Source organism: Pantoea sp. paga (assembly GCF_007558755.1).
GTDB classification, from domain to species: domain Bacteria; phylum Pseudomonadota; class Gammaproteobacteria; order Enterobacterales; family Enterobacteriaceae; genus Pantoea; species Pantoea agglomerans.
The window spans coordinates 513,373-525,850 of the sequence record NZ_VLTF01000003.1; the positions used below are offsets into that span (position 1 = coordinate 513,373).

General features: G+C 48.8%; 15 protein-coding genes and 1 pseudogene. 11 read left to right on the top strand and 5 right to left on the bottom strand.

What is annotated here, in order from left to right; genetic code table 11:
• Window positions 1–41: 41 nt before the first annotated feature.
• Both gstA and FOV68_RS12270 read left to right on the top strand, forming a co-directional pair.
• On the top strand, window positions 42–647 hold the full coding sequence (gene gstA, locus FOV68_RS12265) for a glutathione transferase GstA (protein WP_143990960.1): 606 nt from the start codon (window positions 42–44) through the stop codon (window positions 645–647).
• Between the two features lie 171 nt (window positions 648–818).
• The gene (locus FOV68_RS12270; protein WP_143990961.1) at window positions 819–1,556 is read left to right on the top strand and encodes an alpha/beta fold hydrolase; all 738 of its coding nucleotides are present in this window, start codon (window positions 819–821) and stop codon (window positions 1,554–1,556) included.
• Here the strand turns inward: FOV68_RS12270 and FOV68_RS12275 are convergent, their stop codons facing one another.
• Window positions 1,557–1,868, bottom strand: a complete 312-nt coding sequence (locus FOV68_RS12275) for a cupin (RefSeq protein WP_115764326.1) — start codon at window positions 1,866–1,868, stop codon at window positions 1,557–1,559.
• A 435-nt stretch (window positions 1,869–2,303) separates the two neighbouring features.
• Between FOV68_RS12275 and FOV68_RS12280 the strand changes: the two genes are divergently transcribed.
• Window positions 2,304–3,125 carry a DUF4225 domain-containing protein gene (locus tag FOV68_RS12280; RefSeq protein WP_143990962.1) on the top strand — a complete coding sequence of 274 codons (822 nt, stop codon included), beginning with the start codon at window positions 2,304–2,306 and terminating at the stop codon, window positions 3,123–3,125.
• Here the strand turns inward: FOV68_RS12280 and FOV68_RS12285 are convergent.
• Window positions 3,097–3,426 carry a hypothetical protein gene (locus FOV68_RS12285; RefSeq protein ID WP_064703802.1) on the bottom strand — a complete coding sequence of 110 codons (330 nt, stop codon included), beginning with the start codon at window positions 3,424–3,426 and terminating at the stop codon, window positions 3,097–3,099. The two genes, FOV68_RS12280 and FOV68_RS12285, sit on opposite strands and share 29 nt — an antisense overlap.
• 631 nt (window positions 3,427–4,057) lie before the next feature.
• Between FOV68_RS12285 and FOV68_RS12290 the strand changes: the two genes are divergently transcribed.
• From FOV68_RS12290 to FOV68_RS12300, 3 genes are all read left to right on the top strand, one after another.
• Window positions 4,058–4,741 carry a hypothetical protein gene (locus tag FOV68_RS12290; protein WP_143990963.1) on the top strand — a complete coding sequence of 228 codons (684 nt, stop codon included), beginning with the start codon at window positions 4,058–4,060 and terminating at the stop codon, window positions 4,739–4,741.
• 340 nt (window positions 4,742–5,081) lie between these two features.
• Window positions 5,082–5,702, top strand: a complete 621-nt coding sequence (locus tag FOV68_RS12295) for a protein phosphatase CheZ (protein ID WP_064703800.1) — start codon at window positions 5,082–5,084, stop codon at window positions 5,700–5,702.
• A 321-nt stretch (window positions 5,703–6,023) separates the two neighbouring features.
• A complete protein-coding gene (locus FOV68_RS12300) occupies window positions 6,024–6,338 on the top strand; it encodes a cupin domain-containing protein (RefSeq protein WP_143990964.1) in 315 nt (104 codons plus the stop codon).
• Between the two features lie 94 nt (window positions 6,339–6,432).
• On the opposite strand, the gene FOV68_RS12305 is transcribed toward FOV68_RS12300, so the two are convergent.
• On the bottom strand, window positions 6,433–6,873 hold the full coding sequence (locus FOV68_RS12305; protein WP_186289747.1) for a GNAT family N-acetyltransferase: 441 nt from the start codon (window positions 6,871–6,873) through the stop codon (window positions 6,433–6,435).
• A gap of 208 nt (window positions 6,874–7,081) precedes the next feature.
• Window positions 7,082–8,074 (bottom strand): threonine/serine dehydratase, encoded by a 993-nt coding sequence (locus FOV68_RS12310; RefSeq protein ID WP_186289748.1) that lies wholly within the window; start codon window positions 8,072–8,074, stop codon window positions 7,082–7,084.
• A gap of 51 nt (window positions 8,075–8,125) precedes the next feature.
• Here FOV68_RS12310 and FOV68_RS12315 point away from each other — a divergent pair, with 51 nt between their 5' ends.
• From FOV68_RS12315 to FOV68_RS12335, 5 genes are all read left to right on the top strand, one after another.
• Entirely contained in the window at window positions 8,126–8,473 is a 348-nt protein-coding gene (locus tag FOV68_RS12315; RefSeq protein ID WP_064703797.1) for a helix-turn-helix transcriptional regulator, read from the top strand.
• A 623-nt stretch (window positions 8,474–9,096) separates the two neighbouring features.
• Window positions 9,097–9,555, top strand: coding sequence for a DUF2778 domain-containing protein (locus tag FOV68_RS12320; protein WP_370513287.1), 459 nt, complete (start codon window positions 9,097–9,099; stop codon window positions 9,553–9,555).
• On the top strand, window positions 9,533–9,805 hold the full coding sequence (locus FOV68_RS12325; protein WP_083069397.1) for a hypothetical protein: 273 nt from the start codon (window positions 9,533–9,535) through the stop codon (window positions 9,803–9,805). Before FOV68_RS12320 ends, FOV68_RS12325 begins: the two co-directional genes overlap by 23 nt.
• Before the next feature lie 567 nt (window positions 9,806–10,372).
• Window positions 10,373–11,074: a glutathione S-transferase family protein gene (locus tag FOV68_RS12330; protein ID WP_115388192.1), complete on the top strand. Its 702-nt coding sequence runs from the start codon at window positions 10,373–10,375 to the stop codon at window positions 11,072–11,074.
• A 250-nt stretch (window positions 11,075–11,324) separates the two neighbouring features.
• Window positions 11,325–11,888 (top strand): TetR/AcrR family transcriptional regulator, encoded by a 564-nt coding sequence (locus FOV68_RS12335; protein WP_109651318.1) that lies wholly within the window; start codon window positions 11,325–11,327, stop codon window positions 11,886–11,888.
• 127 nt (window positions 11,889–12,015) lie between these two features.
• Here FOV68_RS12335 and FOV68_RS12340 read toward each other — a convergent pair.
• Window positions 12,016–12,399, bottom strand: a pseudogene (locus tag FOV68_RS12340) (terminase large subunit domain-containing protein); the annotation flags it as partial.
• Window positions 12,400–12,478 lie beyond the last annotated feature (79 nt).

The following is a 12,478-nucleotide window of genomic DNA, read 5'->3' on the forward strand; positions in this document are numbered from 1 at the left end:
AAAGAGAATCTCACACCGCTTTCAATGTTAACGGAGAAGACATGAAACTTTACTACGCCCCGGATACCTGTTCGCTGTCACCCCATATCGTGCTGCGTGAACTCGCACTGGAGTTTGAGCTGGTTAAAGTGGACAACAGGAGCAAACTCACCACTGACGGACGCGACTTTCGCCTTATCAACCCCAAAGGCTATGTTGCTGCACTGGAACTGGACGACGGGCAGATACTGACTGAAGGGCCGGCGATTGTGCAGTACCTCGCCGACCTGAGGCCGGAAAGTGGGCTGGCTCCGCCAGCAGGCAGCTGGGCACGTGTTCGACTGCAGGAGTGGCTGAACTTCATTACCAGTGAAATCCACGCGGGTTCCGCTCTGTTGTTCAACAAATCGCTGCCCGAGGCTGTCCTGTCACTGTTTCGTGAAAAACTCTTCCGGCGGTTCGACTTTTTGCAGGATACGCTCGCCGAAAAAGCGTTTCTGATGGGGCCGTCATTCAGCATTGCTGACGCCTACCTTTTCACCGTACTGGGCTGGTGTAAGTTCTTCAGCATTGAACTGGATCGCTGGCCTGCGCTAGTGGCGTACAGAGCAAGTATCAGTGCGCGCCCTGCTGTGCAGGCGGCATTACGGGCAGAGGCGGCGCAGTAAGCGCGGAAAGGTTGGTGGCCTGACGCCAGAGTAAGGATAAACGGTCCGCTTTGATCTGCTGCTTGCGCCTGGCGTACCGGTAGTCTGAAGCCAGAAGCAGACGGAAATTTATCGTTTCACCTGGAACAGGTTAGTATCTCCAGACTGACCTTTTAGCGGGGAGTCGGCTTTATGATTAACAACACCAGGGCGGAAACCTCTGTCATCAGGCATGCCGACAGGAATTTTGACGTCACGTTATTGAAGGTGAATGAAGCCAGCCAGTGCATCCTTTTTGCGGCAGGTGCTGGCGGAAGTCCATTGCGTCATCTTGAGCTTCTGCAGACCTTTAGCCGCAATGGTATTTCAGTAGTAGCGCCCCATTTCGAACGGTTAACCTCTTCCACGCCCTCAAAGGCTGACTTACTGGAACGCAGCCAAAGGCTTGTCCTCGCCCGCGATGCGTTTTGTCAACATTATGCCTCGATTTCCGGCGTCGGACACTCACTCGGCACCGTGATTCTGTTGATGCACGCCGGGGCGACGGCCTGGACTCGCACCGGAGAGAAGGTGACATATGCAGGCAGACAGGATTTGAATCAACTGGTGCTGTTAGCGCCACCTGCGGATTTTTTCAGAGCACCCTCGGCCCTCGCCTCCGTGAAAGTGCCTGTCAGGATCTGGACTGGCGAGCAGGACACCCTGACACCGCCATCGCAAGCGCTGTTCATCAAAGAAGAATTAGATATTCGAACTAAGACGAATCTTTGGGTGGTGAAAGATGCCGGGCATTTTACCTTCATGAACATCCTGCCGCCGCATATCATTGACACCCACCCATCACGCGACGCCTTTATTCTCAATCTGGGAGAAGAGATCTCCCATTTTGTCACTGGCTGGATGGCTCAGCCAGATAATGAATCACCTTAATTAAACCGATCCCTCTTTTTCAATTACCAGCACGCGGGCGACGCCCTGTGGACGGGCAATATGCTCTGTCCCTTCACTGGCATAAAAAATATCACCGGCGTTGAGTACCCGGCTTTTAACTTCGCCCTGATCTTTATAATGCATTTCAACACATCCATCCATGACAGCAAAAACCTCCTGACCATCGTTGATGTGCCACTTATAAGGCTGATCGGTCCAGTGAAGTTTCACGCTGACATTATCGAAGCTGGCAATATGCTGTGAGTCCCAGGCCTTCGAGCCGGTAAATTCCTTACTGCAATAAAAATTCATTTTAACTCTCTCAACAGAAGTGATTTACGCCATCGACATCATCAATATCAGAGAGAGTTGATGGATTCTATACGTCAGGCATCTCTTGTCCTGATCTGTCCTGTGATTGTCCGTTTAATGCTGGAGCGGGGGTTGTGACGATCAGTGTGACCTGCCGTCTTTTACTGAATCGGCCAGACAGGCGCGACATTCTGATAAAGCGTAACGCGGCCAACGCGCTGGCGATCTCAATTACATGAGTTTCGCTTTGGGTCGGTTTTCGGTGTCATGCGAATGGCCTCTGTATAAGTGTGAGAGCCACGATCATTTGAAATAAATCCTGATAGTTCATCCTTTAACGTGTTATCCGAAGCAACATATCTTCAACTGTAACGACGGTTTACACCTGTAAATAATGGGGTATTATCGGCGATATTATGTACAGGGAGAAGATAAATGGATGTAGCATTGCTTGATATGATGCGCTCAGGCAGAAGTAAAAACTGTGCTGAAACAATGATTAACCTTGAGGCCAGAAAGCTGATTAATACAGCTAATCATGTGTCCTCAGTCCATCTTTCGAATGGCATGACTCAGGTGAAGTTTGTTCAGGAGATCAGAAATCTGGTTGAGCAGCAGTTTGCGTCTGCCCGACGTGCAAAATCAGACGAAGAGTGCATAGCCTGTATTAAAAATCTGAGGGTAGAAACGGAAAACCTTCAGGAGCAGGACAGAATGCTGCGCATGAAAACGGCGAAACTTTATGCCAAAGTGGAGTTCGTCAGGGAAAATAATAAAATTGTCGGGTATGTCATTTCGGCTGTAAATGTGGTTTTGTCGGGGGCTGAAATAGCTGCTGGCCTGACCCTTATAGGAACTATGACACCATTGGGCATTCTGGCCGGTGCAGTTTTAGTTACTGATGGTGCGAACGGCATAAGCAAAGAAATTGCGCACTATGTAATGGATAACAAACAATCTGAAGGATTGGTTGCTGATGCCGCTATGTCCACTGCTGCATTCATGGGGTTCAGCCCTGATAGCGGGCTGGGAATCTATAAATCAATCTCGCTTGTTGCAAATGCCTATAGCGTCTTCGGTCTGTTCAGACGCCCTGGAACCTGGCGTCTGTTCAGATATCTGCCCGCGGATTATTACAGGAAAGTCAGCACTATGAGCCGTCCAAAACTCACAATGAAAATAGTCAGTTATGGTGTTAAAGCTAAGGTCATATTTGACCTTATGTCTGTCACTGATGCTGCTCTGAATGAGTCGTGATTCTGCGATAGCGCCATGACTTGTATGCAAGTTTTGCTGGGGCTAAATACCATATAAAAGGCAATACAATCGCAAGTGTGGCCGCCAGCGTGATGCTGGTATCTACGGATGCCAGCATCAGCGTAAGAGCAAGTATGATAAAGGCAATAATAGTAATCCACTTCGAGGCGTTAAAGCGGTTAGCAAGATCATGGATCATGGAATCCAGAGAGCCACCATAATTAGCCATATTGTTTTTCAGTTTTAGTAGATCTGCATGACTAAAGCCGGATTCCAGTAGTGCTTTTTCACTCACTTTCATAGTTTTTCATCCTTAAAAATTACCTGAATAGCTTAAGCAAGTTTACCTGAAAACGGCACTAAAAAACCCGTGAAGTGCAGGCTTTCTGTCGCGTGATACTTGTAACCGTCCATTATCCACAGAGCGGGTGGTTAGCTGGGATCAGCATGATGTACCAGTGCGCTTTTCGTGATCTATCAGATAGTGCCCGTTGTGGATGTACTCCTGATCGCGAAACAGCGGCGGCTAATCGGGATTTCCAGATACTGTTGGCATTTACTGAGGGATTGCCAACTCATCAGCCAGCCCTGACTCGCCATCTTTTCCGTAGATAATTAGTTAATACAAACAGTTAAATCTGGCCACTATCTGGTCGTCAGTGACCACTGTTCGGGTAAACTGCGTTCGTCATCTCCTGTGACATGGACGAATCGACGCAACGCTATCCTTAAAGATGGGCAAACCGTTGAATACATGGTGATATGTTTGCGATCAGCAAAGGGGATATGCCTGATAAGTTATGGGCAGCAATAACAACTCACTTCTCAAATCCTTATTATCCCTTAAAAATTAATCGAATAGCCTAAAATACCAGACAGAAATACTATTAATGACGAATCGCCTCTGTTCATACCAATGCCAAAGGTCTGTAATGAAATCGATAAATCTGGAAAGTCTGTATCGTTCTGCCAACGAGAATACCTTCTCCATCTGGTCGGAAAATGCAGGAGTTGGGGCAATTAAACAGGGAAATTACTACGATCCTGTAAAGCTGGCTCTTGCAGCGGGCATTCAGCCGCCGGTGTCCTTTGATGTCTCACGTCTTATTTGTGAATTACAGCAGCTCACAAAGGATGATCCCCTTGTCGATATTCTGCCCACACAGGGTTTCCATTTTACCTTCCTGCCCCTTACCCTGCCGCTCTATAACGAAAACGAGCCATTGCACGAAAAAATCGATGAATTGACGAATATCTGGAGCGAATTTGATGCGATAAAAATTGTTATCAGAGATCTGCGGTTAGTTGCATTGCCCAGTCAGTTATTGCTTGCGGGGATCCCTGATAGTTCGGCAATAGCCATGCGCCACTCATTCTGCGAAAAAGTTCTGGATTCGCACTGGAAAAATGAGTTGCTGATGCGTCATAACGCCAGCCCATTACCGGCACCCTTCTGGCACAGCACGATTCTGCGCTATGGCGCTGATTTTTTACCCGCATCCGTACGTGAGTTTATTTTTGAACGTCAGACCATTAATTTTGGGGATGTAGATGGAGATTTAAAACTGGCGAGGGTCAACTACAACTGGACAAAATGTTATCCGTTGGCGGATTAATTAAGACGAAGTAATTACATGATAAATAAGATGTCTTAGTTTCCTCTGCCTGCCCTCGCGTAAACGTTTCAGAAGTGGGTAATACGCCCCTGTTTTCGCTCATAACAGTCATTAACCCGCACACATTCCGCTCTATACCTGACTACCCTCTCCGGCTGAAAAAACAGAGCCTGCGCGCAACACTTTCTGTCTTTCACAACCCTGATATCGTTAGCCCTATGGCGCCTCATTCACATCATGTCACTTTTTACACGAGTAAAAACCTCAGGAAATTTAAAAAACCGCCGCGAGCTGCCGATAACCTCAGGTATCGAAACTCTGTACGCAGGAAACAACATCCATGTCACCATCCGACACCCATAGTAAGCATCAGGAAATTGGCGAAATTACGGCGCGTGCTGGCTTCATCCTGCGGCAGCTTCGCGACAGTCTGCAACAACTGGGGCTTGATAAAACCATCGCCGATGTGGCGGGAAGCATCCCAAACGCCCGTGAAAGGCTGGGTTATGTCGTCACAATGACCCGCGAAGCAGCAGAGGGCGTAATCAACAGCGTGGAAATCACGCAGCCTCTGCAAACCGATCTGGGAGAAAAAGCGGAGAAACTCACGCAACGCTGGGATGCCACTTCCGGTACGCTGTCAGACAAAGAACAGACCCAGGCATTAGCGGCAGATACCGTTGCCTTGCTGAATGATGTCCCCCGTGTCACAGGTCTGACGCAACAGCAGTTGCACGCGATTATGATGTCACAGGGCTTCCAGGACCTCACAGGACAGATTGTGCAGGCTATGATGGCCGTGCTGAATCAGGCTGAGCAGCAACTGATACAGGTCATCCGCGATAATACTGGCTCACACAGCACCACCGAGCGCACTGCGCCGTCTAAACCTTCCTCCGTACCAGAGACTCCTGCCAGTCAGGATGATGTGGACGACCTGCTGGCCAGTCTGGGAATGTAAGCCGACCCGAAGAAAATACGTGATTTAAAATGACGATTAATGATTAAAGGTCTGCGCAGGACAAACAGTTCGTCTGACAGCAAACACGCTATTGCGGCTAAATGTCCGCTTTGCGCTATTAGCTGACGCGATTTACCTATCGGCCCGTTGATAAACAGGGTTCTGACCAGGCCAGATTGCAGAATCTGGCACTTCAGAAATAAGAGCATAATGAGGAATGGTATAGTCTCTTATACGATTTATTTTCCCATATTTATTATATGACGGTAGGAAATATATATGGCATAAGAGCATTAAAAGAACACTAAAAGGAGTGACGTTATGTCGCTTTATGACCTTAGAATTGAATCACATGCATTACCAGAGGCCTGGCACTCTCAGGTATTAGGCCACATTGGCACAGCGAATCTCAAAGTTTTACGAATGGATGAACGCTCTGTAATTGAAGAGGTGCATGAGTATGATAAAGGGTTACTGGTCATTGACGGTCGTCTTGAACTGAGCGTGAAAGGAAAACAAATCTCTGTAACTTCTGGCCAGCTTTATGTAGCCAAAGCAGGGATTCCTCATACTGTAAAAAAAGGCAGTTTTGGCACCCTGGTTATCATAGATTTGCCAGAAACACGAGTAGCCTAACGATAGTTTGTCCGATATTTGCTCAGAAGATAATTTGCCTGATGCAGATGTCCGCCTTATGCCATAAGCGGACATTTATGAAAGTTGCAGTAGATTACACGCTGCGATGTTTCTCCAGTTTGATATCGGTATCGTTAATCTCTTTTTTATTACCCCAGCCGAACTGCATGTAAAATTTCGCCGCGCGACTATTTTTATCGGTTTCCAGCCACGCAACCTCATGATGTTTAAATAATTCCTGCTCGGCGAGAAAAACCAGCCTTCGACCTATACCTCTGCCTTCATATTCCGGGAGAACAAAGGCCGCAAAAAGACAGCCTTCATCCGGCAAAATCATTGAAAAGCCGACTATTTTGTCGTTTTCAGCCGCAACCCAGGCGCAAAGACTCTTTTCAATCATATCGGCCAAGACGCTTTCGGTGATCCCCAGCTGACGCATTTCTTCACGACTCAAATAATTCTCGAGCACTGAGGTTCTGACTTCGAAAATACTGTCAACATCAGAAGCCCGGGCTGTTCTTATATTAATATTCATTAGTCTTACTCCTTGTATGACAAAAATATATCTTGATGATGATGCCTGACATTCCCTTAAACGAACCATAGAATCTTGAGCAAAAAGGCTGTTAAACGGCAGTCCGTCAAAGGCGGCACTACCTCAAAGCCTGCGTAATGAATGAAGCCGTTATGATAAGAACGTTGCGCAATAAGAGCTCAGCCGACCTTAACTCCGCTCTGTTTCTTCATAGTGACGCCTCATTAACTAATTTGAGATAGCGGGAGCCCGATATGTTTCTACCGCTCACCACACAGACAACTTTACGCCCGCTCAATTCTTTTGCATAACGGATGGCTGCCGCAACTGCGGGTACGCCTGAAGGCTCTACAACATGGCTGTGCAGATTAAGCATTAACAGCATCGCTGCTTTGATTTCGGCTTCTGAAACCAGAAGAACACGATCGACGCGATCGCGTATGAGGGGCCAGGTCATCGCTTCAGGCTCTATATAGCCACTTATGCCTTCAGCGATTGACGACGATATTTCCACTGGGATCGCCTCACCAGCTTCTTTCCAGCACGCAAACGTCGGGCTTGCTTCACTCTGCACTGCCCACACTTCGGCTGCAGGGTTTATGCCCTTGATGGCTGTTGCGATACCGGAGGCCAGCCCGCCGCCGCCAATGTTTACGAGAATAACGTCAGCGTCTGGCCAGTCTTCCATGATTTCCAGACCGACGGTGCCGCCTCCGGCAATCATCTGCTGATTATTGTAGGCTGAGACGAACGTTGCGCCGGACTGTTGCGCTGCGACAATGGCTTCCTGCCTTGCGTCTTCAATGTCGTCAAAAAACGTAATCTGCGCACCATAACTTTTCATTGCAGAAACCTTAATCGGGTCTGCTGAAAACGGTAGGAATATGGTTACGGGTATGCCTGCTGCATGTCCCGCACAGGCAAGCCCTAAACCATGATTCCCTGCCGTCGGGGCGATGACGCCGGCACGTCGCTGGTCTGCATTAAGACTGGCAAGAACGTTTGCAGCACCTCTCAGCTTAAAGCTACCGGTATGCTGAAGATTTTCCATCTTAAGCCTGACCTCCGTCCCGACAAGAGCAGACAGCGAGTGGGAAGGCTCCAGTGGAGTTTTGCATACTGTTGATTTAATTCGCCCGGAAGCTGCATAAATATCTTTCAGCGTGACACTGTCTGTTAGCCTTTGTCTGTGGTTTGTCATAGTATGCCCATAAAGTTATATAAGAAAATGACTATATAGGTGATTGGCTATATGCACAACTCTAAGACATTAATGGCCGATATTTTTCGTGCCCTTGGTAATGAGCATCGGCTCGTGATTGTTGAATGGCTGTCCGATCCAGAGTCACATTTTCCGGTGCAGCAGGACGGCGATCTGGTTAAGGATGGTGTGTGTGTCGGATTTATCACCGAAAAAATTGGTCTGAGTCAGCCCACCGTGACAGGCCATCTGCAAATTCTTGCTAAAGCTGGGATTGTGACATCGAAACGTATCAAGAACTGGGTGTTCTATAAACTTGATCGTCAACGGATGGATGAAGCAACGGCAATGTTGTCTGGATATGGGAAGCAGGCGACTGGTTCACCTGAACAGCCATAATCGGTCAGTATGTGTATTTACAGGGCACTAAATCCAGTGTGTGTGTGTATCTCGCTCCTGCCGTGACCGCCTTTCAGATAAATTTATTCGGTCATCGTTATCTGTTGTCATCTTCTGCAAAACTGCCGTTTAAATTCATAAACTACCCCGGCTGATGACCAGCGTGTAGGTTTGGGTCCGCTTTTCGCTGTGAGTTCAATGGGTCGATGCAACGGTATCTTTAATCGAAGGGGGACATTTACAAAATCTGCATTCACTAATCCGTGTAGAACAGATCACACTACATAGTCATGCAGACATTCTGGAATCATCAGGTGCGTTTTTCAGGGTTAAAGCTGGGAAAAAGGTGCCGAAAATGGGCCGTACGCACCAGGAGCGCACTGAGGGGCTCTGTGGGGGTCGGCCAGGTAGTCTTATATTAAATAATGCTGACTGGCTCGCATGGAAGAATTTTGGCTGTCAAGCGCCCGCCTGCCCGTTAACTTCTCTATTAAGGAATGGTAGCATTGCCCGGTTCATTGGCATGCCTTATAACCTACAGGGAGCGTTTAATGCAGTTAATGAGAATGACCTAATACGATCTGACAAAGGGCGGCGGCGAGGCAAAGCTGCACGTTTACGGCGTGGGTACCTTCCCGGTCTTTTCCGGCCAAAAGCCTTATACCAATGATCCAAACTGTACCTACAAGCCTAACAGTGCCATTCCGGTCGGGCGCTACTGGATTGTTCCGCGTCCTGAAGGCAGTATCGCTAACCGGATCAGAGGATGGGCCGTCGACACCTGGAACAACTCAAATCATTCAGAGTGGTTTGCGCTCTTTAATTCGAAAACAATGACTGATTCAATCTTCATCAATGGCGTTTCCCGTGGCGGTTTCCGCCTGCATCCTCTTCGGCCAGACGGCTCCGGAGAAAGTGAAGGGTGTATCACTTTTGTGCGGCGTACTGATTTCTATACGGTAAGACAGGCGCTGCTCCGGAGAAAAAAAATTCGCGTGCCGGGTTCGCGAAACAGCTTGATGGCATACGGCTATGTTGACGTTCAGGGAGAAAGTAACTTTGCAAACTGCAAAATTCGCTAGAAAAGCAGCGGGTTTTTTCGTCTGCTTTATTGTGGCCTTTATGGTGTCGCGTTACGGGATGCCACTCTATCCGCTGACGGCGTGGCTCGTTGAACATTCTCACCAAATTTTCAGCAGTTATCAGGATGACGTATACGAAGCCGGTACGGATCCGGTTACGTTCTTTTCCCTTTTGACCGTTATCGCGTTTTACGCTTTAGCCATGTATTGGTTAGTAAAAATGACAATTAAAAAAGTAAAACGTGGATAGACTGGTTGCAGTAAAAACCGGGGGTTTTATGCTGCCCTGCAACTCTGTCTGAAAAATCAACACCAAAAAGGGTTCGCGAGCGGGTTGTTATATTTATTATGGTAGAACGTCCCTGCCGCTATTATTTTGACGTCCGCTTTTCGCTCAAAGCCACAGCGGCCGCTCATTTTAGTGACCAGTGATGATGCCCACACCAGTCGGCTTCATGGGCTGATCTAACCGCTACTACCTCACCCCGTGGCCCTTGCGCTTCCGGACTACCAGCCGGCTCTTCCTGTTGGCCAGCAGCCCGCATGGCAACCAGTCGACAGTAATTGCCAATATGTAACTCACCTGAAAACCCGTTTGAATCAAACCTCTCCACTCATTTGCATTTTTCATCCCTCCGGCGTCATTGCCCCCCTTCTTCAGTTATGCCTCCGCTGAAATATCGTATCAAGCAGGAAGGTCACCAAAAAATTAACCTAACAAGTGTTAGACATGTGTTGACGTGTGTTGATTTGACCGCTAATGTTTACCTACCTAACGTTAGTTAGATACCCCAACCATCAACCTGTAGGATCGACCATGACTGCTAAACTTCAGCTTTTTACATCACCTTCGGCCTTTCCTAATCCACAGCGCCTGCGGCTTTTCATGCACGAAAAGGGCATCGCTGACCAGTTTTCCGAGACCATCTATGACATGTCCCCTGGAGGAGAGCAGCGTGGCTGGCGACATTTGAATATGAATCCGTGGGGCGAAACACCTACCCTTGAACTGGCTGACGGTAGTTATATTTCTGAAACGGCTGCCATCGTTCGCTATCTTGATCAGGAGTATCCGGGCCGCAAGATTATGGGAGAAACAGCACTGGAACAGGGTCTGGATAATATGTGGGATAACCGGGTGTGGGTGCATATCCTGTACCGCATCGTTACAGCGTTCCACGTGTTGCACACCGGCCTCGGCTTCAAGCTGGAATTGACCAAAAATGAGGCCTGGGGTGAACACTGCCGTAAAGAAGCTTTGGCTCACGCCGCGCTGGTTAATCGCCATCTGTCAGACGGCCGCGAATGGCTGCTTGGCGGCGATGCCCCGACCTTCTCGGATATGACTCTGGCGACCGCGATCGCCTTCTCGAAATTCCCGGTCAATGCCACTCCACTGGACGAGCGTTTTGAGTTCTTAGATGCGTACTGGCAGCGCTGGACAAAACGTCCTGCCTTCCAGGCGGCCTACGCCGATCGCAACAGCGGCATTCCTGAGCTGGATTCGCCAACCCGGTAATAGCGCCACTCAATGTAAACTCCGGTACGCCGGGTTCGTTATCTACTGACTTTCCCGGTGACCAGAGTGCTTATGATAGCGTCGGCTGTCGATGTTACTTGCTAAACCATGATGGAATGACGTCTGCCTGAGCACCCTGGATGCATTGAACTTACTGTTTTTCATGGCAATCACCCTGTCACCCGGTAAGCGTTTGCTGTAAATTAGCGTTCTCTATTTAAGAGATCATCCCAATACCAAAGGCATCAAGATGAGCGTCAACACCAGGGAAGCCATTTTGCAGGCGGCCAGGAAAATTGCCCAATCTCAGGGCTATAACGGTTTGAATTTCCGCGACCTCGCGCAAGATGTGGGTATCAAAGCGGCGAGTATTTACTACTATTTTCCAGGCAAAGCCGAGTTGGGTATTGCCGTTGCCAGACGATACTGGGAGGACGGTGCGCTCGCGCTCGAGATGATCGAATCAGAAAGCCCCTCACCCATTGATGCGCTGGGTCGCTTTCCTGAAATCTTCCGAAGATCACTTGAGGCCGAAAATCGTCTCTGCCTGGGCAGTTTCATGGGCGCTGAAAAAGATACCTTACCTCCTGAAATGAATGCAGAAATACAGAAGTTTGCTGATGTGAACATTGCATGGCTGAACAAACTGCTGGTGGCTGCGAAGGTGTGCGATTCAAGTGAGAGTGAATCCAGAGCGCGTGCAATTTTCACGGCCATTGCCGGTGCCCAGCTTATCGCCAGAAGTCGCTCAGATATCTCGCTTTTTGATTCACTGGTGGATTCATACCGCGCCTTCGGACCTCTGCCAGCATAGCAACTGCCCGCAATCCGATTCAGTGAATGGGCGTTTTTCTGCACGCGCGCCCAATGCGGCGCGGCTTCCGGTAGCGTATGTGCTTTTCCACTCAGGAACTCACCCCTTTGAATCAATGCGCGACGGGCCAGAACGGATAGGCGCTGTGTGTCAGGCTGGATGGGATGGAAAAGTAAGTTTGGCACCACTTCGTGCAGCGCCATGCCGGACGCCACTTTCTGCAGTTCCTGAAACTTAGGGATCCAAACATATTCATTCAGGTACAGGTTGCCGTAATAACTTTGCACGGTATGAGCGTGGGTGCCTAAGAAATACAAGCGCGCGGCGGTGGTCAGTTGCATCTGATCCAACGGGCCATAGTCGCCCACTTATCACGCTTAATCCAGCTGTGCACGGTTGCGGATTTCTCTCCCAGCATTTCAGCAACGCGGGTGATGCGGTACGCCTGAGAGTACAGCAGTAAAGCCTGCCTGCGGGGATCGAGTTCGTCGGGGGCGGATGTCATGTTCACGCAGCCAAAATACGGCCACGATACTATTTGATCAAAATAATGCGGCAGATTGCGCAGAGTTCCCCCTCGCCTTTGATTT

Bases quoted from the DNA above. Each gene is read 5' to 3' on its own strand.
- FOV68_RS12285 (WP_064703802.1), bottom strand. From the start codon at position 3,426: ATGAAAGTGAGTGAAAAAGCACTACTGGAATCCGGCTTTAGTCATGCA.
- FOV68_RS12295 (WP_064703800.1), top strand. From the start codon at position 5,082: ATGTCACCATCCGACACCCATAGTAAGCATCAGGAAATTGGCGAAATT.
- FOV68_RS12315 (WP_064703797.1), top strand. From the start codon at position 8,126: ATGCACAACTCTAAGACATTAATGGCCGATATTTTTCGTGCCCTTGGT.
- FOV68_RS12335 (WP_109651318.1), top strand. From the start codon at position 11,325: ATGAGCGTCAACACCAGGGAAGCCATTTTGCAGGCGGCCAGGAAAATT.
- FOV68_RS12275 (WP_115764326.1), bottom strand. From the start codon at position 1,868: ATGAATTTTTATTGCAGTAAGGAATTTACCGGCTCGAAGGCCTGGGAC.
- FOV68_RS12270 (WP_143990961.1), top strand. From the start codon at position 819: ATGATTAACAACACCAGGGCGGAAACCTCTGTCATCAGGCATGCCGAC.
- FOV68_RS12305 (WP_186289747.1), bottom strand. From the start codon at position 6,873: ATGAATATTAATATAAGAACAGCCCGGGCTTCTGATGTTGACAGTATT.
- FOV68_RS12300 (WP_143990964.1), top strand. From the start codon at position 6,024: ATGTCGCTTTATGACCTTAGAATTGAATCACATGCATTACCAGAGGCC.
- FOV68_RS12280 (WP_143990962.1), top strand. From the start codon at position 2,304: ATGGATGTAGCATTGCTTGATATGATGCGCTCAGGCAGAAGTAAAAAC.
- gstA (WP_143990960.1), top strand. From the start codon at position 42: ATGAAACTTTACTACGCCCCGGATACCTGTTCGCTGTCACCCCATATC.
- FOV68_RS12330 (WP_115388192.1), top strand. From the start codon at position 10,373: ATGACTGCTAAACTTCAGCTTTTTACATCACCTTCGGCCTTTCCTAAT.
- FOV68_RS12290 (WP_143990963.1), top strand. From the start codon at position 4,058: ATGAAATCGATAAATCTGGAAAGTCTGTATCGTTCTGCCAACGAGAAT.
- FOV68_RS12310 (WP_186289748.1), bottom strand. From the start codon at position 8,074: ATGACAAACCACAGACAAAGGCTAACAGACAGTGTCACGCTGAAAGAT.